This is a genomic window from Haloarcula mannanilytica (genome assembly GCF_005406125.1).
GTDB classification, from domain to species: domain Archaea; phylum Halobacteriota; class Halobacteria; order Halobacteriales; family Haloarculaceae; genus Haloarcula; species Haloarcula mannanilytica.
Map to the genome: position 1 here is coordinate 121,460 of NZ_BIXZ01000006.1, position 18,533 is coordinate 139,992.

Below are 18,533 nucleotides of genomic sequence, written 5' to 3' on the forward strand. Positions count from 1 at the left end.
GGTGTCTGTCAGTGCATTGGCGACGACAGTACTGATGGCGGTACTGCTCGTCGGTATCACGGGGGCAATCGCACGTATCGAAGACTGGCGGTCGTACACGACAGCGATCGGTGGCGGTCACGCCACCCACGAGCGGACGCACTCGGAGAAACCGAGCGGGGTTCTCCGGTGGCTGACGACGGTCGACCACAAGGACATCGGTATCCTCTATGGTGTTTTCGCCGTCGTCGCGTTCGCCTGGGGTGGTATCGCCGTCGTCCTGATGCGGTTCGAACTGATGTTTCCCGCGGAGGACTTCCTCAGCGCCAACGCCTACAACGGGCTGCTGACGACCCACGGCATCACGATGCTGTTCCTGTTCGGAACGCCGATACTGGCGGCGTTCTCGAACTACCTGATTCCGCTGCTCATCGGGGCCGACGACATGGCCTTCCCGCGAATCAACGCCATCGCGTTCTGGCTGTTGCCGCCGGCCGCGCTGCTCATCTGGGGCGGCGTCCTCGGTGGGCCGTTCCTCGAAAACATCGAACCGGCACAGACCGCCTGGACGATGTACACGCCGCTGTCCATCGAGCAGCAAAACCCCGGCGTTGACCTGATGCTGCTCGGCCTCCACCTCTCGGGCGTCGCGGCGACGATGGGGGCGATCAACTTCATCGCGACCATCTTCACGGAACGGAGCGAGGACGTGACGTGGGCGACTCTCGACATCTTCTCCTGGACCGTGCTGGTCCAGTCCGCACAGATCCTGTTTGCCTTCCCGCTGCTGGGCAGTGCGCTCGTGATGCTCCTACTTGACCGGAACCTCGGAACGACGTTTTTCACGCTCGATGGTGGCGGCCCGCTGCTATGGCAACACCTGTTCTGGTTCTTCGGCCACCCAGAGGTGTACATCCTCGTCCTGCCGCCAATGGGGCTTATCAGCTACATCCTGCCGAAGTTCTGCGGCCGGAAGCTGTTCGGCTTCAAGTTCGTCGTCTACTCGACGCTGGCGCTCGGGGTCCTCTCCTTTGGCGTCTGGGCACATCACATGTTCGCAACGGGGATGGACCCCCGATTGCGGGCCTCGTTCATGGCCATCTCTATCGCTATCGCCATCCCGAGCGCGGTGAAGACGTTCAACTGGATGGCGACGATGTGGAACGGCGCGTTGCGGACGACTGCACCGTTCCTCTTCTGTGTGGGGTTCGTCGGGAACTTCATCATCGGCGGCGTCACCGGCGTTTTCGAGGCCGCTATCCCCGTTGACCTCATTCTCCACGATACCTATCACGTCGTCGCCCACTTCCACTACGTCATCATGGGCGGCATCGCCTTCGCCGTTTTCGCGGGTATCTACTACTGGTTCCCGCTGTACACCGGTCGATGGTATCAGCGATCGCTGGCGAAGTGGCACTTCTGGCTGTCACTGGTCGGGACCAACGTCACGTTCTTCCCGATGGTGCTGCTCGGCTACGCCGGGATGCCCCGGCGCTACGCCACCTATGACCTGACCGCCGGCCCGATTGACCTGTTTACCATCCTGCACCAGCTAGCGACAGTCGGCGTCGTCCTGCTTGTCATCGGTCAACTAATCTTCGTCTGGAACCTCGTGACCTCGTGGCTGGAGGGGCCGCTGGTCACTGACGGCGACCCCTGGGACCTGGCGGAGACGGAGCAGTTCCCGCGGGAGTTCGCGTGGTTCGAGCGTGAGCGACTGCCGGCGCTGGCCGACGGTGGCGAAGAACCGACCGGGGACTGATATCCGAGTCAGTCCGGCTTCTCGTCCGCGGTCGCCTTTCTTCGTGGTTTCAGGGTCTCATCTAGGGTGAATGGAACCGTTGTCACGCCCGATTTGAACCGGTCAGTATCAAGCAATGAGTGGGCGTGAGAAGTGGCCGGACTGGAAGACTGAACATGGGCGGGAAATATACTATAACTACGGGAATATTTTTACTCTTTCCCGTACTATTAGTGAATATATCATGTCCAAGACGACGGACGAACGAGGCCGGATCTACCTCCCGAAGGATGTCCGCGAACGGTTCGGTGACCAGTATCGTATCGTCGAACTCCCGAGCCACGTCGCACTCTTCCCGGTTGACGAGGATCCGCTAGAGGGCCTCCGAGCGGCCGTTGGTGATGCCTTTACCGAGACAGAGGCCGACGAGTTGAAAACTGAGGCGCGGAAGGCAATCACACGAGAGGTTCAAGAGGAAGCGAACGGTCGGTCACACGATGGCGAGGCGTAAGCCGTGTACGTTGAAACTGACTTTCTCACCGCACTGTTGAAGGACGACGACTGGCTTCAGGACGCCGCAATCCGCGCGCTCGAAGAGCACGATGACATACATACCTCGATACTCGCCTACGCCGAGGTTCTGGTGTTGTTCTACGACCGTGAGGCGGCCGAGTACGAAATCGATGCGCCGCGGGCAATTACCAACCTGCTCGAACTGGTTCCAATCGTGCCGGAAGAGCACGAGGACGCGGTTCTGGCCGCTGCAGCGTTCCTCGACGAGTACGACCTCACCCCGTTCGATGCACTCCACGCTGGACTGGTCACAACCGGCGAAGAGCGAGTTCTTTCGACTGAGCAGGACTACGACACTGTCGGCCTCGACCGCACATCGTTGGATCCTGCACCCTCAGAGTGAAGATGGTGAACTACCTCGGGGTCAAGTGGTTCGAGACGCGAAGCGTCTCGTCATCACGGGAGATCTTTGCTCTCCCGAACGACCCGAGGCACTCAGCCTGCTCCGCCTGTAGACCGATTGAACGGCTTGTTCAACCGACACTGCTTGAAACCAATAGCCTGTGACGAGTTGTTTGACACCCTGTCTCCATCTGCTACCTTACTCCGAGATGTCCGGATACGACTGGCGACCGCCCTGTGACTTTCTGGCGACCAGCTGGGCGGTGGCTGCGGTCGTTCCATCCCTCGTTGTGGTCCGCTCGTCGTAGTGTAACACTGTTAGCCCGAGTCCGGCCCTGAGCAGTTCGTTCGAGGTGAATCGGTACCGGTCGCCGGAGGGGCCGCCGTCCACCTCGTCAGTCGTTCGGAGGTGGTGCTGGACGAACAGACAGCCGCCGTCGGCCAGCGCTTCGATGATGTCGGGCAGGCGGTCCACGGCGCGATAGAAGCTAATCGTAATAACGTCGTACGCCGACGAGGGGTACGCGAACGATTCGAGGTCCGCCTGAATCCAGTCGATGTCGTCTTCGACGCCCGCTTCCCGCGCATTTTTCCGAGCGATGCGAAGTCCCTCGCGCGACTGGTCGACCGCGTCGACGCGGTACCCGGCCGCTGCGACCGGGAGCGCGTTCCGACCGGTCCCGGTCGCAATATCGAGTGCCCGGCCCGCCGGGAAGGTCGGCAGGTATCGCTCTAGCACCGGATGTGGGTCCGGGTGTTGTGGGTACGTGCCCGTTCGGTAGCGCTCGTCCCAGGTCGTCATGGCTTGGCTAATTGCCGGCCGGGGCAAGAACCCTGTGCCGACAGCCCTGCCTTGACCTGCTCGCATTGCCGACTCCCCGGTGGCGGGCGGAGAGGGTTGAAGAGAGTTGGACCGCAACACAGCGTATGGACGTGTTCGTGTACGGGACGCTCACCGAGCACACCACGGCGAAAGCGGTGCTCGACGAATACGAGTACCGCTGTTCGGCGGAACTCGTGGGACTGCATCGGATTGACGGCCGGTATCCGACGCTCGGCCCCGGCGGGACGACTGCGGGTCGGATACTGGAAACGCCGGACATCGAGTCGCTCGACGAATACGAGGGCGTCGACCGTGGCCTGTACTATCGACAGTCGATTCCACGGGCGGACGCGAGTGACACGGTCGCCTGCTACATCGGTGACCCTGATGCGGTAAACGCACCCACCGATTGGCCCGGCGATGGCTCGTTCCAGCGACGAGTCGAGCGCTTCTGTTCGCAGAACGATGTCGTCGTTCGGACGACGTAGTGGGGTGTTAGGTGGTGCCTGCTCGCAGTTTTGCAAATCGGCTCCTGTAGCAACGGACTCGGAGTTGCTGCCCGTTTCCGAACGCGCCGATCTCAACTGACTTATCCGTGCATTTGCGTACTGCACACGAACGACTTGCTATGGCTCGTCAAAACGGTGTGACCAGGCGGCGGGTACTGATCGGTCTTGGTAGCGGTCTCGCCCTGCTCGGTGGCGGTGGGCTCTACGTATACTGGTCCTTACAGGGTGATTCCGGTGGGTACACTGCGCCGGAGTCACAGCCGGTCGTCACCACGCGGGGACGCCTCGACACAGCCGAAGGGCCGGCCTTCGAGACCGAGGGGGCGTGGTCGTTCGACGACGCGTCGGAAGTGTTCCTGTTCGTCCACGGTTTCAGTACCGACACCGAGACGGCACGCGACAACGCCTATACGGCCCAGGTGGCGCTCGAAGGGACACGGCCCGCGCCGGTTATCGCGTACAGTTGGGACTCCACCGTCGAGTGGGAGCAGGCGAAAGCCAACGCCGAGGAAAACAGTACCCACCTCGCCCAGTGGCTGCTCGAGTGGGCCGAAACCGACGGGCGGCCCGTCCATCTGCTCGCCCACTCGCTGGGCGCGCGGGTGACCGGCGAGACGCTTCGGGTGCTTGCCCAACGGGGGGCGACAGACGCGCTCGCTTCGGTGTCGCTGCTCGGTGGCGCCATCCCCTACGATAGCGTAACCGAGGACGGCCGATACGGCGACGCTATCGGGGCTGTTGACGCACCAGTGTCGAATTTCTACAGCCACAACGATAAGGTGCTCTCATGGATATACAGAGCGTCGGACCGGACTCACGCCGTCGGTCACGGCGGCACTCGGGATTCGGGGCCACTGCCCGACGGCTACAGAGACGTGGATGTCACTGACCTCGTCGCCGATCACTACTCGTACTTCGAACCGGACGAGGGCTGTCTGCCGCGAGTCGTTGCCGAAATCGAGTAGCCCATCGAGGAGCAACGCAGCGTTCAAATCCTCGACCCGTACCAGCCTTGGACTGGGAGGTCGCGTTCGGTGACGACGCCGATGCAAAGCGCGAGCCTGTCAGAAACATCGCTATCGAGACCCGGGCAGAACTGGCCGATTGACACCCCCTGTCCTGGGGTCTCCGACGTGTCGATACTGTGTTCGGTAATTGTCGTTATCCGGTGGCAGAAGGTATGAGTTATCCGTCTGGAGTGTCGCCACCAGCATAGCGAGCACAAATGTCTGGTAAATACGACCTGGTCATCGTCGGTGGTGGTATCAGCGGGGCGTCGCTCCTGTACACAACTGCGAAATTCACGGATATCGACTCTATCGCGCTGATCGAGAAGGAGTCTGAGATCGCCGCGATCAACTCACATCACACGAACAACTCCCAGACGCTGCACTTCGGGGATATCGAGACCAACTACACCCTGGAGAAAGCCGAAGAAGTGAAAGAGGGCGCAGAGCTGCTTGCGGGCTATCTTGAGAACCACGACCCTGACCGCGAGATGCACGCCAAGCGAAGCAAGATGGTGCTCGGGGTCGGCGACGAGGAAGTCAACCAGCTCGAACAGCGCTACGAGGACGAGGGCTTTGGCGACCTCTTCCCGAAGCTCCGTCCCATCGAGCGTGAGGAAATCGGCGAAATCGAGCCGAAGGTCGTCGAAGGCCGCGACCCCGAGAAGGACATGCTGGCGCTCCAGACGCCGGACGGCTACGTCGTCGACTACGGCGAGACGACGAAATCCTTCGTCGAGCAGGCCGCTGAGGAGGCGAACGTCGATGTCTTCACCGGGACGGAAGTGACGGATATCACCCCGACGCTGGACGGCTACACGATGGAAACCGACGACGGGCGCTTCGACTGTGACGCCGCCGTGGTCGCGGCCGGCTCACACAGCCTCCAGATGGCGAAGGAACTCGGCTACGGCCAGGACAAGGTGTTGCTCCCCGTCGCCGGGAGCTTCTTCCTCGCCGACGACCTCCTGAACGGAAAGGTGTACACGCTCCAGATGAAGAAGCTGCCATTCGCCGCGGTCCACGGCGACGCGGACGTACACGACCCCAGCATCACGCGGTTCGGACCGACCGCGAAACTCGTTCCGACGCTGGAACGCGGTCGAATCTCGACTGTCGGGGACTTCCTCGACGTGTTCGGACTCAACGCCGCAGCGTTTCTGAGCTACGCCAACATTCTCTCGGACCGGATTCTCCTCCCGTACGTCCTGCGGAACCTCCTGTATGACCTGCCGAACATCGGCCCGAAGCAGTTCCTCCCACACGTCCAGAAAGTCGTTCCGAGCGCCGAACTCGACGACATCGAACGCGCCAAGGGGTACGGCGGTGTCCGGCCACAGATCGTCGACACGAAGCAGAAATCCCTCGACATGGGTGAGGCCAAAATCGTCGGCGAGGACATCATCTTCAACATCACGCCGTCGCCGGGTGCGTCGACCTGTCTCAAGAACGCGATGCGGGATACGCGGACCCTCCTTGAGTTCCTCGACGGCGAGTACGAGTTCGACGAGGAGGCGTTCCGCGCCGCGACAATCGACAACTTCCCTCGCGAGGAGGCGTCGGCTGCCCCTGTCGAATCCGAATCCCCGGGCGAAGTGCCAGCCGCAGACGACTAACTTCCGCACCAGCCCCGCTACACCGCAAGCGTTGCTGATACCACCAGACTACGATTCGGGAGCGAACAGATACGAATGGCGGATGTCGCTGTCGTACATGAGCGACCCGGCGGGTGTTCTGAGTAACGTGACGACCAGATAGAGGTCACCGGCCGCGCCAGCGGTGTTGAACAGCAGGGCGACGAAGGCTGCGAACGCGAGCAGCGGGACCGGTGCGAACAACAGGGGAAGCAACAACGCGTCGAGCACAACGAGCGGCGCGATACCGACGATAATGTTGTGATTCCGCTCCTGAAACTGATGAAACGTCGCCGCGTAGAACGCGCCGAGTTGCGGGGCCACGCCGTAGGAAACGCGGTATCCGAACCATCGGTAGACGAGTCCGTGTACGAGTTCATGCAGGATAGTCACGGCGACGATAGCCCCGACGCAGGCGACTGCGACCAGCCCGGACCCGAGTGTGAACGTGATGCTTGTGGCGGTTTCCTCGACGGAAAACACGGCATCGAGCGCGGTTCCCTGAGCATACCAAAGCAGTCCGCCGAACACCACCGCAGCGACCGGCAGTAGCACGGCCACAAGACCGAGTAGTACCAGCAGCGAGTAACGGAACGGTTGGGGCGACTGATAGCCCGCCGGCGTTGCCGGACGCAACGTGTCGGCTGGGTCATGAGCGCTTGTTGGCATATCTGCGCTTCGGATACACAACTGAAAAAGCAGGCGGCCATCCCCTGTTCATGGCCTGTACTAGTTACTAACGGCCAGCGCCGATGGATTTGATACTTGGTGGCGTGCATACGTTCGGTCTCATACGCCTATATAGAACTCATATAAAACGCCTATACCAGAATCGCCGACCTGTGAGTAACGGCTCCTCATAGATGGTCTCATCACCGACGTTTCATCCGGATCTCGGTGCATCACACAGACGAATCCAGAGCCACGACTGGGCGGAAATATACGTTGTCGGCGATGTCCACGGCTGTCGTCCGGCACTCGAACGGCTACTGGACCGTCTGGACCCAACTGCTGACGACCTCGTCGTCTTTGTCGGTGACCTTGTCCGCAAAGGTCCTGACAGCGCCGGTGTCGTCGATATCGTCCGACAGAACCCGAACTTCATCACGGTTCGGGGCAACAACGAACAGAAACTCATCGACGGTCGGAAATCGATCCCTGCACTGACCGAAGACGACCTCTCGTGGATCGCGTCGCTTCCGGTGGCGATATCGTGGGACGACTCGCTGGTCGTCCACGGCGGGGTAGACCACAGAAAGCCACTCGCGGAACACGACCTGACCGAACTGCTGAACATGCGCTCGCTCGTCCCCGACGGGAGCTACGACCGTCCGTACTGGTTCGAAACGCGCCGTGATGCCCCGCGTATCTTCTTCGGCCACACGGTGCTTTCGGAACCGTTTGAGACGCCTACTGCGGTCGGTCTCGACACCGGCTGCGTGTACGGCGGACAGCTAACGGCGTATCAGTGCTCGACGGGCGAGTTCATCACGGTCGACCCGGAGACGACCCACGAAGCTCGGTCCTCAGATAGCATCGTCGACCCGGAACGCGCACCGCCCACGTCATCCTGATCGATGGAGCACCCTACGGAACCGGACATCCCCGCGTACGAGCCGGCGGATGTCGACCTGACCGACCCGTCGCTGTATCTCAACCGCGAACTAAGTGCGTTGGCCTTCCAGCGGCGCGTGCTCCACGAGGCCCTTGACGAACGGAACCCGCTGCTGGAACGGGTTCGATTTCTCTCTATCGTCACCCGCAATCTCGATGAGTTCACGATGAAGCGCATCGGTGGCCTCAAACAGCAGATCGAGGCCGACGTGACCGAGACGGCCCCCGACGGTCGAACCCCGGAAGAGCAGCTGGCGGAAGTCCACGAGACCCTCCGACCGATGTTAGCGACGCAGGCGCGTTGCTACCGCGATGCGATTCGGCCCGTTCTCGCCGAGGAGGGGATCGAGATTCTCGATTACGACACTGTTTCGACAGCCGAACAGTCCGAACTGCGGACGTATTTCGAGGAGTCGGTACTCCCAACGCTCACGCCGCTGTCGTTCGATCCGGCACATCCGTTCCCGTTTATCTCCAATCGGTCGCTGTCACTCGCTGTGCTGACTCGCCATCCCAATGCCGAGGAGCCGACATTCACTCGCGTCAAGATCCCCCCGAACAGGCCTCGCCTGGTCCAAATCGGGGATGATACCCGATACGTGCTGCTTGAGGAGGTCATCCGGGCGAACCTCGATCTACTGCTCCCCAACGTCGAAATCGTCGATACAGCCCTGTTTCGCCTGACCCGCAACGCGGAGGTTCGACGGAACCAGGAAATCGCCGAAGACCTCATCGACATGGTCGAGGACGTACTCGAACAGCGACGCTTCGCATCGGTCGTCAGAATGGAAATCTCCGCTGATGCCGACCCCCGCATCCGCTCGACGCTTGCGACACAGCTCGGTCTCGACGAACGCGAGATATACGATCTCGCGGGACCGCTTGACTACCGGGACTTCGGGGAGTTGACCGACCTCGACCGGCCGGATCTCTCGCTGGACGAGTGGACGCCACAGCCACATCCCAGACTCAATGGCCACCGACAACAATCGTTCAGCACCCCGGAGACGGCTGATCCCAGCGTCTTCCGGCGGATCCAGGACGGCGATATTCTGCTCCACCACCCGTATCACGACTTCACAGACACGGTCCAGCGCTTCCTCTCGGCAGCGGCCGAAGACCCCGATGTGCTGGCGGTGAAAGCGGCTATCTACCGGACGGCCAGTGACTCCCAGATCATCGAGTCGCTCATCACCGCCGCGGAAAACGGGAAGCAGGTCGCGGTGATGGTCGAACTGAAGGCCCGCTTCGACGAGCAAAACAACCTCGAATGGGTCCACAAACTGGAGGAAAACGGGATCCACGTCGCCTACGGAACGGTGGGACTGAAGACCCACACGAAGACGGCGCTGGTCGTCCGGGAGGAAGACGACGGCGTCGAACTGTACTCTCACATCGGAACGGGGAACTACCACTCAGAGACGGCGAAAGGATACGTCGACCTCGGATTGCTGACTGCCGACCGTGACATCGGCCGCGATCTGACGAAGGTGTTCAATTTCTTCACCGGACCGTCGCTTGATGAGGAGTTCCGCGAACTTCTCATCGCACCCGTGACGATGCGCCGGGAGTTCACCCGGTGCATCCGCCGGGAAGCCCAGCACGCACAGGCCGGCCGTCCCGCCCGCATCGTCGCGAAAATGAACGGGCTCGAAGACCCCGCTATCGTCGCCGAACTGTACCGTGCATCGATGGCGGGCGTCGACATCGACCTCATCGTCCGGGATATCTGTCGTCTCCGACCCGGACTGGAGGGCATCAGCGAGAACGTCTCCGTGTACTCGCTGGTCGGTCGCTTCCTGGAACACTCCCGCATCTTCTACTTCGAGAACGGGGCACGGGCCGACTCCACTGATGATGACGACTGGGGCGACCCCGAGTACTACATCGGCAGCGCCGACTGGATGACGCGCAACCTCGATTACCGGGTCGAAGCAGTCACACCCGTTACCAGCCCTGCAATCCAGCGACAATTGCGGTTCAATCTCGAACTCGTCCTCTCGGATAACCGCAAGCTCTGGGAGATGGACAGCGACGGCGAGTACCAACAGCGGTACCCGGATGACGGCGAACGCGTGATCAGCGCACAGGATATCCTGATGCGGGAGACGCTGAAAGCCAGTCGCTCGGACGAGCTAGCGGCAGGCATCCCCGGTGACTACCCCCTCACCAGTGACCTCTGTATTGCGGGTGACCGTCCGCGGAACCCAGCGGAGCAAGCGGCGGAACAGGATTCGGAAGCTGAGCACTCACCGACCACTGAAGCACGGGGTGAGCAGACGGTTTCTGAAGTCGATATCACCCACGGCGAGACATCCGAACTCACCGACGGCGGAGGGGAGACCGGCATCCTCTCGACATACAGCGACCGGTGGTACGTGCCGGACAGCACCGTCTATGACTACGCCGTTCGGACGCCCGACGGTGAACGGCGCTACCGCAAAACCAAAGCCGGCGCTACCGACCTCCTCGAACGCCTGTACGCCGATTCGGAATAGCTGCACAACTCAGGGCGTTCTGCCCTACTGTTCCGGGTGCCCCCTCGAATTGGGAACTGTTCGCACAAAACCGGTTTTCATCCTTCACGAGAACTATGTTTCCAGCCGACAGAATATTTCCCTGTACCCATGGACTTAGACGAATTCGTTCGCTCTAACGCCCCAGCAGACAGCGGTGATGGCTTCCAGAAGGAGAACAACCGGCTCTTGGATATCTCGCTCGACGGCACGGTGATGGTCAAAGCCGGGTCGATGGTCGCCTACACCGGCGAGGTCACGTTCACCGGCAAGTCCTCAGCGGAAGGCGGCATTACCGGCTTCGTCAAGGAGGCCGTAAGCGGCGAAGGGACGCCGGTCATGGAGGCTGAAGGGAGCGGCCACCTCTACGTGGCCGAGAACGGTAAGAAGGTACAGGTGCTGGGCCTCGATGACGGGGAGTCGATATCGGTAAACGGGACCGACGTGCTCGCGTTCGAATCCAGCGTCGACTACGAAATCAACACCGTCGGCAGCCTCTCGGGTATGGCCGCCGGCGGCCTGACGAACGTCTATCTCACCGGCCCCGGCGAGATCGCGCTGACGACCCACGGTGATCCGCTGGTGATGACCCCGCCCGTCTTCACTGACCCGGACGCGACCGTTGCCTGGAGTTCGAACCTCTCGCCCGATATCGAGATGAACAAGACCTTCGAGATCGGCCAGACCTCCGGCGAGTCGATCCAGATGGAGTTCACCGGCGACGACGGATTTGTTGTGATACAACCGAACGAAGAAGGCTCGGTCACCCAGAGTCAGGGCTAGTCGCGACCGAGTTTTTGGGTCGGTGGGACGGATCGCTTCCGGAGCCTTCCCCGGACAAACGGACGGACCGGCGTGATTCCGAGATTGAAACGCTCGATTTCGACGACATCGAACGACCGGTCGGTGACAAGCCGCGAGCCTGTTTGTCGGGTGAGGTGGCATCCGCCGGCGACCCGTTCCCAGAGCGGTGCGAGCAACGACTGTACACGAGCCCGCCAGCCGTCGTCGATAACGTGTTCCAGAAACCGGAGTTCACCGCCGGGCTTGAGTACCCGCGCGACCTCAGCCATCGCCGACTCGACATCCGGGATCGTACAGAACACCATCGAGGCGATGACGACATCGAACGCGGCGTCGTCGTACGGGAGCGCTTCGGCCGGTGCCGCTTCGATACGAATCGGCAGTGACTGGCGTTCCGCTTTTTCAGTTGCCTGTTTCCGCATATGCCGGTCGGGCTCTATGGCGTGAAACTCCGTCGACGAATCCGCGACCCGTTTGAAATACGGCACCATCGCGCCGGTCCCAGCGCCGAGATCCAGAACCGTTCCGTCCAGATCTGCAACCAAGTAGTCTCGATGTGGCCGCAGGAGCGTCCGCTCAAGGAGCGCTGTTGCGGGATCGTAGATGGCTGCAAAGAGCGGTGACGACGGCTCCGGCTCAGCGTTCGGTTCCGAGGGCATAGTTGTGGAAACGGCGTGGGAACTGAAAGCCTTGGACCCCTCGAAGCGTCCCGCTGTATCTGCTCAGTTCGAGACTGGGAGTGCCTTCTTGGCGTCGATGTCTGACCTCGTTTGCCGAGTGCGTCTCCCTTCAGTATGGAGTCCGGGCGCTATCCGGGGTCGACACCCAGCACTATCAGTCCCCGTCCGCCGGCATCTCGACCCCCGTATCGTCGAGGTCGACCTGGGATTCGGTGAGGTCGCTGTCTCGCCACGTCCCTCGCCGATACCATCCGTAGGCGATGATCGCACCCGCGACGTTCGAGACCGCGAACGATAGCCAGACGCCGGATTCACCCAGCGGGCCAGCGGCGAACCACGCGATTGGGAAGCGGATGACCCCGAGCATTACCACGGAGATTGCCGCGGCGGTGAGCGTCTTCCCGGCACCGCGGAAGCTTCCGGTGTAAGCCCGCATGATGCCGATAAAGCCAAAGGACAGCGCGACGTAGCGCAGGAACTGGGTCGTGATTTCGACGACCTCAGGGTCGGTCGTGAACAGGTCGGCAATGGGGGCGGCGGTGAACCAGACGAGGACGCCCGCTACGGAGAGCACGCCGAACAGTACCTTGGCCGCGAGGCCGGCCGCCTTCGCTGCCCGGTCCGGCTTGTCAGCACCCATGTTCTGGCCGGTCATCGTCTCGACGCCGCGGGCGACTGCGATAGCTGGCAGGAAGACCACAGAGAACACACGCGTCCCGATACCGTAGGCGGCGACGACCGTGTCCGGAAACATCGCCACGATGACCAACAACAGGTTCATCGACAGCGCGCGACCCGTTCCCTCGATGGATGCTGGCAGGCCGATGCGGACGAGACGGCGGAGATACGCGAAATCAGGGGCCATATCGCGGAGGTGAATCTGGACGCCGCGGGTCCCACGAAACATGATCGCCAGCCCGACGACCAGCGCCAGCGCCCGCGAGAACACGGTCGCGATGGCGGCCCCTTCGATCCCGAGTTCGGGGAACGAGATCGTCCCGACCAGCGGCGCGTTCTCGACCACCGTCCAGCCGAATATCAGGAACGGGTCGATGATGATGTTGAGGACGACCGAGCCGAACATGACGAGCATCGGCGTTATCGTGTCGCCGTAGCCCCGCATGAGTGCGACGAAGACGAAGAAGCCGAACATGAACAGCAGGCCGAGCGAAATGACCTCCATGTAACTGGTCGCCATCGGGAGTACGTCTTCGGACGCCCCCATCAGGCTGAGGAACGTATCGACGCCGAGATAGCCTGCGATCCCGAGGACGAACGAGACGATCACAGCGAAAGTGACCGTCTGTGAGGCGGCGTACTCGGCTTCGCGCTCCTCGCCCGCGCCGGTGAACTGGGCGACGAGCACGCTACCGGCGACGGATATTCCCATCCCCAGCGAGATGAGCAGGAACACCATCGGGAAGGCGAAGCTAATCGCTGCCAAGGCGTCCGTGCTGTACTGACCGAGCCAGAACGTGTCCGCGAGGTTGTACGCAGTTTGAAAGAGGTTCGTGATGACGATCGGCATCGAGAGGAAAAACAGCGGCTTGGCGATGCCACCCGACGTGAGATCGAACTCCTCGGGGCCTTTGAACAGGGCATCGACACGACTTCGCAGTCCCATCAGTGGGTCGCCTCCGATGGCGCGTCTGCCAAGAGATGGGTCTCGGCGTACCGCGTTATCGTCTCGTTGAACCGGGCCGTTGACCGATCAGTGACGACGTGCCGGGTATGGGCCCCAGTAATGGCCGTCACGAGGAACTCCGCAGCGACGGCTGGATCGACAGCGTCGTCGAACTCACCGGTTTCGACGCCGCTCGCGATGATCTCTCGGATCCGCTCGAAGAGCACGGTATCGAACTCGGCGAGTCGGGCCTGGAAACCGTCGTTGTACGGTGCCTGTGCCTTTACTTCGAGCATTGCCGTTCTGAACTTCTGGCCGGGGGTCGCTCTCTCGTCAGTGAGGACCGTATCAAACAGCGCTTCGAGTTCCTCCCGGGGTGTGTTGCCTCCAACCGACGATAGCTCCGCAGTGAATTGCTCGTACAAGAAATCGAGAAACTCCGCGAAGAGGTTCTCTTTGCTGTCGTAGTAGTAATGAATGGACGCTTTACTCCGGTCTGACTCCGCAGCGATGTCTTTGAGCGTGAGCGAGGCGTATCCGTGCTGGCAGAGGGCGCGGTACGTCGCCTCGAGAATTTCGGTGGCTGTGTCGTCATCCATGGCGGCTGTGACTGAACTTACTAACCGATTAGTCAAAAACACTTTGAATCCAAATAGAGGTAGTATATTCGGTATAGGCGGACTATCGGGCATGATACAGGCTAATCGTATAGTACACTTCTCGGGGACAGTCCGCAGGTCACAACGGTTATCCAATCATGGGAGCAATCAGTAGGCAATGGCTGGACCATCGGATCGGACCTTCTCGGCGGAGACCGAGGAGATCATGGAGGCGACGTATCGGGCGCTCCGTGAGCACGGCTACGCTGACCTCACGATCAAACGGATCGCGTCGGAGTACGGTAAATCGACGGCCGCGGTCCACTACTACTACGATACGAAGGATGACCTCCTCGCCGCCTTCCTCGATTACCTCCTGGAACAGTTCGTCGATTCGATACACGATGTTGAGACGACGAACCCGGAGGAACGGCTTGCGCTCTTGCTCGATGAACTCCTCGTCAAACCACAGGAGAACCCCGATCTCTCGGTCGCAATGCTAGAGATGCGGAGTCAGGCACCGTACAAGGAGACGTTTAGTGAGCGATTTCGAGAGAACGACGAGTACATCCGGTACATGCTCAAGGCCGTCATCAACCACGGGATCGACGAGGACGTGTTCAACGATGTCGACGCCGACCACGTGACCCGGTCGCTGCTGACTATCATCGACGGCGCCCGGACCCGAGCCGTGATGTTAGACGATACTGCCGAACTCGAAACCGCCCGACGGACCGCGAGTGAATACGCTGACGCGATGTTACGATAGCCCCTGTCGCGATACCGTCGTTCAGTCGGTTTGGGGCTGTTTCGAAGGTGCCCGTCGCTGCACCTGACCGCGCTATCGCCCGTACCACCCCGTGCCATGATCGGATACCGTAGCTGTTCTCGCGGTTGTCCCACTCTGCTCATGCAACCGAGTTCCGGCGCTCATCCTCAGAACGGGACCTCGGTCTCTTCGTCGGGTGTCCCGCCGGCGGGTGGCTCGGCTTTGCCGATTAGCACTCTGAACTCGCCGGGGTCCTTCTGGCGGTAGGTCCAGCGGAACTCCGGTCCCGCTTCGGCGTCGAACTGGTGGTACAGCGGCTTGGGGTCGTGGTCGTTGACCAGAACGAACCCGGTCCCGGTGTCAAGGTCGGCGTACGCCTGGAAGATTTCCTCGTGTCGCTGGGCCGGCGGGAGGTCCCGAACATCGAGTTCCTCGGTGACCTCCATCGACTCGTCGTCGGAGGGGGCCGCCGTCGCGTCGTCGTCAGCGGCCGACGCCTCGGATTCCGATGTACTGTCCGTTTTCGTGATCTGGACGCGACAGCGGCCGGGCTCCGATTCGACGACCTCCCAGGTGAACGCGTCGCCGTACTGCTGTCTGAACTCCCGCTGTAGCGGTCGCGGCTCGTGTGGCGCGATGAGTTCCATCGTCCCGCCCTCGGATATCATGCCGTACCGGTGATGGATCGTCGGATGGCGCTCCTGTTTGGGGATTTCACGGACATCGTACCGGGTAACAACGTCCTCGTCGGTGGCCTCGGAATCGCCTGTCTTGACGATTTCGACCCGCCATTCGCCGTCGCCTTTGCTCGCGTAGTCCCACTCGATCACGTCCCCGTGCATCGATTTGAGCTCGTGGTACAGCGGCTTGGGGTCGTGGTCGTTGACCAGAACGAACCCCTCGCCCATCGCCAGGTCGTCGAAGATGCCCAGCAACGCCTCATGTCGGCGTTGTGGCTTCAGGTCACGGACATCAATCGTGCCGAGCGAGTCGTCCGCGAGCGGCTCGCCGACAGTCACCCGAAGCTCCCGCGGCTCCGCGTCAGGATGGGCGTACTCCCACTCCAGCGATCGGTCGTGTTCGAGCTGGTAGCGAACCAACTGTGGGTCGATGTCCCTGTCGGCGACAACGTCGAACGTGTCGCCCGCCTCGGCGTCTGCTAGCACATCGAACAGTTGGTCACGGTATTCCTCGTCCGGCCGGTCCTGCAACTGAATTTCCGTTGGCATCTCTATAGTGAATGATACTCAAGCGGACTGATGTCACCTGTGCCGAAGGGGTTCGGTACCACCCCCTATGTCTGCTCAGGACATGCACCGTTCGCCGTCGCCGCCTGACTCCGGGCACAGTCCCAGGCACGCCGAATCGACGCGGTTCCGGAGCCGAAAGAGGCCGTTTTTCGGGAGGACAAAGCCGATGTCGAAGGCAGTCTCGTCGTCGAGCGTCGTGTCTAGCTCCGAATCGAAGAACGTGGACACGACGCAGAACCGCCACCCGACCTCCGATGCGAGCGTGGCTCCCCGATCCGTGAGCCGGACTCCCTGATACTTCTCGTAATCGACCAGGCCCCGTTCGTCGAGTTTCCCCACCATCTCCGTGACGCTGGCCGGCGTCACCGCCAGGAACTCCTGTAGCTCACCGGTCGTTACCCGGTCCGTGCTGGGTCCCGAAAGGACGGAAATTGCGAAGAGATAGCGCCCTGCGCTCCGCTCGATGTCGGAAACTGACGGCGCAAGCGACGAACCGGACCCCGTTTGCAGTTCTGAGGACATATCGCATGGTTTCTCATCTACAGCGGAAAGTGTGGCTCCGAACCCCTTCGGACCGTCCCGGATATGGTGTCGACCGAACATCTCCGGCCCCAGGATTTTGATTAGGTGTGCCTAAAACACGGGTATCCATGGGTATGGGAGAACGCGAAAACAGCGGGGTCTCGGTCCTCGGCCGGACCATTCGGATACAGGGACTGAAGCCGCGGGCCGTCCTGGGCCTGCTGCTCGGTGCGTCCCTGGCTGGGATCTGGATCGCGAACACGGCAAATCCGGTTCTGGTCAGGGTGCTTTCTTGGCTGACCCTCGTTACGGTCGGCGTTCTGGTTGGTGGGCTCTACTGGCGGCTCGTTCTCTTCGACCGGTCCGGCTTTACCGCCGAGGACGCGTATCGAACGGTCAGGCACCGGTGGCAGCGGATCGAAACCATCGCCGTTTTGGGGGTCGTCCTCTCCGGGAGTGTTTACCTGGGTTTCGGCCCGGGCGATGGACCGTTTGGACCCGGTCACGTGGCGCTCGGTATCGGTGTCATCGCTGTGCTGGTTCTCTGGGTCGGCCTCCGGTGGCTTGCCCACGCACTGTCGACTCGCTGGACGGTGGCAGCTCGGTCAACACTTCTCCTTGCCGCCCTCGCTTCGCTCGCCGGGTTTGCGTGGCTCGAAACCGGGACGAGGCTCCTTGATTGGGTGGTCCGCCTCGCTCACGTCGGTGCGGTTTCGCTCTGGCTCGGGGGCGCGATCTGGCACAATTTCGTCGTTTTGCCGTCAGTTCGGTCCAGTCCCGAAGCGGGGAAAGCGATGAAACCACAGGCGCGCGCGTTCCGTCGCCACCTGCCCGTCGTCATCCCAGTCGTGTTCATCACCGGTGTCTACCAGACTGCCGGTCTTATCGGGTGGTCTGCTCCTGCGCTGCTCAGTTCTCCAATCGGGCATCTCATCGGGTTCAAGCTGTTCGTACTGACCGTGTTGTCCGGGTTTGTTGCCGCCGCTTTCAAACGAAATGGGTAGGCGAGTGGTGGTATCACTCTCCGGATAGCCCAGCTATAGCTGGTCGGGACGGACAGTTTCACGCTGGCCCGGAGAGCCGCGTCCGCTGGTCCGGAATGTGTATCACCTGCCCGACGGGGCCGTGCTGGTCGTCAACAGTACTGGCCGCTGAGCCAGACAGGAGTATGCACACCTGCCGGCCCAGACCCCCCACGAACTGCTTGCCGTAGAGAGCGAACGCGGCCGCCTCCTCAGAAAGGAGTTCACGACTTATTTCGAGATCCATCACCCGTAGGTCGATACACTCTCGGGTCAGGAGGTCCGCTGGCCGATGACGGTCCAGAGCATGCTCTGTATCGACTTCCCCAGGAAGTACCCGATAAGCCCCCAGAGAACGCCGGCTTCGACGCCCTGAAACGCAGCTCCGACACCTCCACAGAGGATACCGAGGACAATCCCGGGATAGGTTTCCACGGGCGAAAGCACTTCCATACGCTCCCTCGGCCGTTCGTGGGAATGAGTATTCGTCCGAACCTGTTCGCGTACGCCTGTCTCTCTCTCTCA

The 18,533-nt window shown here is 61.5% G+C and carries 20 protein-coding genes; 11 read left to right on the plus strand and 9 right to left on the minus strand.

What is annotated here, in order from left to right; genetic code table 11:
• Positions 1-34: 34 nt before the first annotated feature.
• The 3 genes from Harman_RS15500 (at position 35) to Harman_RS15510 (ending at position 2,636) form a co-directional block, all read left to right on the plus strand.
• The gene (locus tag Harman_RS15500; protein ID WP_200830911.1) at positions 35-1,741 is read left to right on the plus strand and encodes a cbb3-type cytochrome c oxidase subunit I; all 1,707 of its coding nucleotides are present in this window, start codon (positions 35-37) and stop codon (positions 1,739-1,741) included.
• 223 nt (positions 1,742-1,964) lie between these two features.
• Positions 1,965-2,231: an AbrB/MazE/SpoVT family DNA-binding domain-containing protein gene (locus Harman_RS15505; protein WP_137684687.1), complete on the plus strand. Its 267-nt coding sequence runs from the start codon at positions 1,965-1,967 to the stop codon at positions 2,229-2,231.
• Positions 2,232-2,234: 3 nt separating this feature from the next.
• Positions 2,235-2,636, plus strand: a complete 402-nt coding sequence (locus Harman_RS15510) for a PIN domain-containing protein (protein ID WP_137684688.1) — start codon at positions 2,235-2,237, stop codon at positions 2,634-2,636.
• 198 nt (positions 2,637-2,834) lie between these two features.
• Here Harman_RS15510 and Harman_RS15515 read toward each other — a convergent pair whose 3' ends face one another.
• Positions 2,835-3,437, minus strand: a complete 603-nt coding sequence (locus Harman_RS15515; RefSeq protein WP_137684689.1) for a class I SAM-dependent methyltransferase — start codon at positions 3,435-3,437, stop codon at positions 2,835-2,837.
• A 125-nt stretch (positions 3,438-3,562) separates the two neighbouring features.
• On the opposite strand from Harman_RS15515, the gene Harman_RS15520 reads away from it, so the two are divergent.
• The 3 genes from Harman_RS15520 (at position 3,563) to Harman_RS15530 (ending at position 6,590) form a co-directional block, all read left to right on the plus strand.
• Complete coding sequence (locus Harman_RS15520; protein WP_137684690.1) at positions 3,563-3,946, plus strand: gamma-glutamylcyclotransferase family protein; 384 nt, start codon at positions 3,563-3,565, stop codon at positions 3,944-3,946.
• A 140-nt stretch (positions 3,947-4,086) separates the two neighbouring features.
• Positions 4,087-4,932 (plus strand): DUF726 domain-containing protein, encoded by an 846-nt coding sequence (locus Harman_RS15525; protein WP_137684691.1) that lies wholly within the window; start codon positions 4,087-4,089, stop codon positions 4,930-4,932.
• A 260-nt stretch (positions 4,933-5,192) separates the two neighbouring features.
• A complete protein-coding gene (locus tag Harman_RS15530) occupies positions 5,193-6,590 on the plus strand; it encodes an FAD-dependent oxidoreductase (RefSeq protein ID WP_137684692.1) in 1,398 nt (465 codons plus the stop codon).
• A 48-nt stretch (positions 6,591-6,638) separates the two neighbouring features.
• On the opposite strand, the gene Harman_RS15535 is transcribed toward Harman_RS15530, so the two are convergent.
• A complete protein-coding gene (locus Harman_RS15535) occupies positions 6,639-7,277 on the minus strand; it encodes a DUF3267 domain-containing protein (protein WP_137684693.1) in 639 nt (212 codons plus the stop codon).
• A 194-nt stretch (positions 7,278-7,471) separates the two neighbouring features.
• Between Harman_RS15535 and Harman_RS15540 the strand changes: the two genes are divergently transcribed.
• The 3 genes from Harman_RS15540 (at position 7,472) to Harman_RS15550 (ending at position 11,521) form a co-directional block, all read left to right on the plus strand.
• Positions 7,472-8,182 (plus strand): metallophosphoesterase family protein, encoded by a 711-nt coding sequence (locus tag Harman_RS15540; protein ID WP_137684694.1) that lies wholly within the window; start codon positions 7,472-7,474, stop codon positions 8,180-8,182.
• A 3-nt stretch (positions 8,183-8,185) separates the two neighbouring features.
• Positions 8,186-10,720, plus strand: a complete 2,535-nt coding sequence (gene ppk1, locus Harman_RS15545; protein WP_137684695.1) for a polyphosphate kinase 1 — start codon at positions 8,186-8,188, stop codon at positions 10,718-10,720.
• 129 nt (positions 10,721-10,849) lie between these two features.
• Positions 10,850-11,521, plus strand: coding sequence for an AIM24 family protein (locus tag Harman_RS15550; protein ID WP_137684696.1), 672 nt, complete (start codon positions 10,850-10,852; stop codon positions 11,519-11,521).
• Here Harman_RS15550 and Harman_RS15555 read toward each other — a convergent pair.
• The 3 genes from Harman_RS15555 to Harman_RS15565 form a co-directional block, all read right to left on the minus strand.
• Positions 11,518-12,201 carry a class I SAM-dependent methyltransferase gene (locus tag Harman_RS15555; RefSeq protein WP_137684697.1) on the minus strand — a complete coding sequence of 228 codons (684 nt, stop codon included), beginning with the start codon at positions 12,199-12,201 and terminating at the stop codon, positions 11,518-11,520. The two genes, Harman_RS15550 and Harman_RS15555, sit on opposite strands and share 4 nt — an antisense overlap.
• 175 nt (positions 12,202-12,376) lie before the next feature.
• Positions 12,377-13,846, minus strand: a complete 1,470-nt coding sequence (locus tag Harman_RS15560) for an MATE family efflux transporter (RefSeq protein WP_137684698.1) — start codon at positions 13,844-13,846, stop codon at positions 12,377-12,379.
• Positions 13,846-14,445 (minus strand): TetR/AcrR family transcriptional regulator, encoded by a 600-nt coding sequence (locus tag Harman_RS15565; protein WP_137684699.1) that lies wholly within the window; start codon positions 14,443-14,445, stop codon positions 13,846-13,848. The genes Harman_RS15560 and Harman_RS15565 overlap by 1 nt, the downstream gene beginning before the upstream one ends.
• A gap of 178 nt (positions 14,446-14,623) precedes the next feature.
• On the opposite strand from Harman_RS15565, the gene Harman_RS15570 reads away from it, so the two are divergent.
• A complete protein-coding gene (locus Harman_RS15570) occupies positions 14,624-15,214 on the plus strand; it encodes a TetR family transcriptional regulator C-terminal domain-containing protein (RefSeq protein WP_137684700.1) in 591 nt (196 codons plus the stop codon).
• Positions 15,215-15,381: 167 nt separating this feature from the next.
• Here the strand turns inward: Harman_RS15570 and Harman_RS15575 are convergent, their stop codons facing one another.
• Both Harman_RS15575 and Harman_RS15580 read right to left on the minus strand, forming a co-directional pair.
• Positions 15,382-16,443 carry a DUF2249 domain-containing protein gene (locus Harman_RS15575; protein ID WP_137684701.1) on the minus strand — a complete coding sequence of 354 codons (1,062 nt, stop codon included), beginning with the start codon at positions 16,441-16,443 and terminating at the stop codon, positions 15,382-15,384.
• Between the two features lie 75 nt (positions 16,444-16,518).
• Positions 16,519-16,986 carry a metal-dependent transcriptional regulator gene (locus Harman_RS15580; RefSeq protein ID WP_137684702.1) on the minus strand — a complete coding sequence of 156 codons (468 nt, stop codon included), beginning with the start codon at positions 16,984-16,986 and terminating at the stop codon, positions 16,519-16,521.
• Positions 16,987-17,120: 134 nt separating this feature from the next.
• Here Harman_RS15580 and Harman_RS15585 point away from each other — a divergent pair, with 134 nt between their 5' ends.
• Entirely contained in the window at positions 17,121-17,990 is an 870-nt protein-coding gene (locus Harman_RS15585; RefSeq protein WP_235007231.1) for a hypothetical protein, read from the plus strand.
• Between the two features lie 58 nt (positions 17,991-18,048).
• Here Harman_RS15585 and Harman_RS21265 read toward each other — a convergent pair whose 3' ends face one another.
• Together Harman_RS21265 and Harman_RS15595 are read right to left on the minus strand one after the other, a co-directional pair.
• Entirely contained in the window at positions 18,049-18,255 is a 207-nt protein-coding gene (locus tag Harman_RS21265; RefSeq protein ID WP_160140697.1) for a hypothetical protein, read from the minus strand.
• Positions 18,256-18,281: 26 nt separating this feature from the next.
• The gene (locus Harman_RS15595) at positions 18,282-18,461 is read right to left on the minus strand and encodes a hypothetical protein (RefSeq protein WP_137684704.1); all 180 of its coding nucleotides are present in this window, start codon (positions 18,459-18,461) and stop codon (positions 18,282-18,284) included.
• Between the last annotated feature and the right edge of the window lie 72 nt (positions 18,462-18,533).

Bases quoted from the DNA above. Each gene is read 5' to 3' on its own strand.
- Harman_RS15500 (WP_200830911.1), top strand. From the start codon at position 35: ATGGCGGTACTGCTCGTCGGTATCACGGGGGCAATCGCACGTATCGAA.
- Harman_RS15505 (WP_137684687.1), top strand. From the start codon at position 1,965: ATGTCCAAGACGACGGACGAACGAGGCCGGATCTACCTCCCGAAGGAT.
- Harman_RS15515 (WP_137684689.1), bottom strand. From the start codon at position 3,437: ATGACGACCTGGGACGAGCGCTACCGAACGGGCACGTACCCACAACAC.
- Harman_RS15520 (WP_137684690.1), top strand. From the start codon at position 3,563: ATGGACGTGTTCGTGTACGGGACGCTCACCGAGCACACCACGGCGAAA.
- Harman_RS15525 (WP_137684691.1), top strand. From the start codon at position 4,087: ATGGCTCGTCAAAACGGTGTGACCAGGCGGCGGGTACTGATCGGTCTT.
- Harman_RS15530 (WP_137684692.1), top strand. From the start codon at position 5,193: ATGTCTGGTAAATACGACCTGGTCATCGTCGGTGGTGGTATCAGCGGG.
- Harman_RS15535 (WP_137684693.1), bottom strand. From the start codon at position 7,277: ATGCCAACAAGCGCTCATGACCCAGCCGACACGTTGCGTCCGGCAACG.
- Harman_RS15540 (WP_137684694.1), top strand. From the start codon at position 7,472: ATGGTCTCATCACCGACGTTTCATCCGGATCTCGGTGCATCACACAGA.
- ppk1 (WP_137684695.1), top strand. From the start codon at position 8,186: ATGGAGCACCCTACGGAACCGGACATCCCCGCGTACGAGCCGGCGGAT.
- Harman_RS15550 (WP_137684696.1), top strand. From the start codon at position 10,850: ATGGACTTAGACGAATTCGTTCGCTCTAACGCCCCAGCAGACAGCGGT.
- Harman_RS15555 (WP_137684697.1), bottom strand. From the start codon at position 12,201: ATGCCCTCGGAACCGAACGCTGAGCCGGAGCCGTCGTCACCGCTCTTT.
- Harman_RS15560 (WP_137684698.1), bottom strand. From the start codon at position 13,846: ATGGGACTGCGAAGTCGTGTCGATGCCCTGTTCAAAGGCCCCGAGGAG.
- Harman_RS15565 (WP_137684699.1), bottom strand. From the start codon at position 14,445: ATGGATGACGACACAGCCACCGAAATTCTCGAGGCGACGTACCGCGCC.
- Harman_RS15570 (WP_137684700.1), top strand. From the start codon at position 14,624: ATGGCTGGACCATCGGATCGGACCTTCTCGGCGGAGACCGAGGAGATC.
- Harman_RS15575 (WP_137684701.1), bottom strand. From the start codon at position 16,443: ATGCCAACGGAAATTCAGTTGCAGGACCGGCCGGACGAGGAATACCGT.
- Harman_RS15580 (WP_137684702.1), bottom strand. From the start codon at position 16,986: ATGTCCTCAGAACTGCAAACGGGGTCCGGTTCGTCGCTTGCGCCGTCA.
- Harman_RS15585 (WP_235007231.1), top strand. From the start codon at position 17,121: ATGGGAGAACGCGAAAACAGCGGGGTCTCGGTCCTCGGCCGGACCATT.
- Harman_RS21265 (WP_160140697.1), bottom strand. From the start codon at position 18,255: ATGGATCTCGAAATAAGTCGTGAACTCCTTTCTGAGGAGGCGGCCGCG.
- Harman_RS15595 (WP_137684704.1), bottom strand. From the start codon at position 18,461: ATGGAAGTGCTTTCGCCCGTGGAAACCTATCCCGGGATTGTCCTCGGT.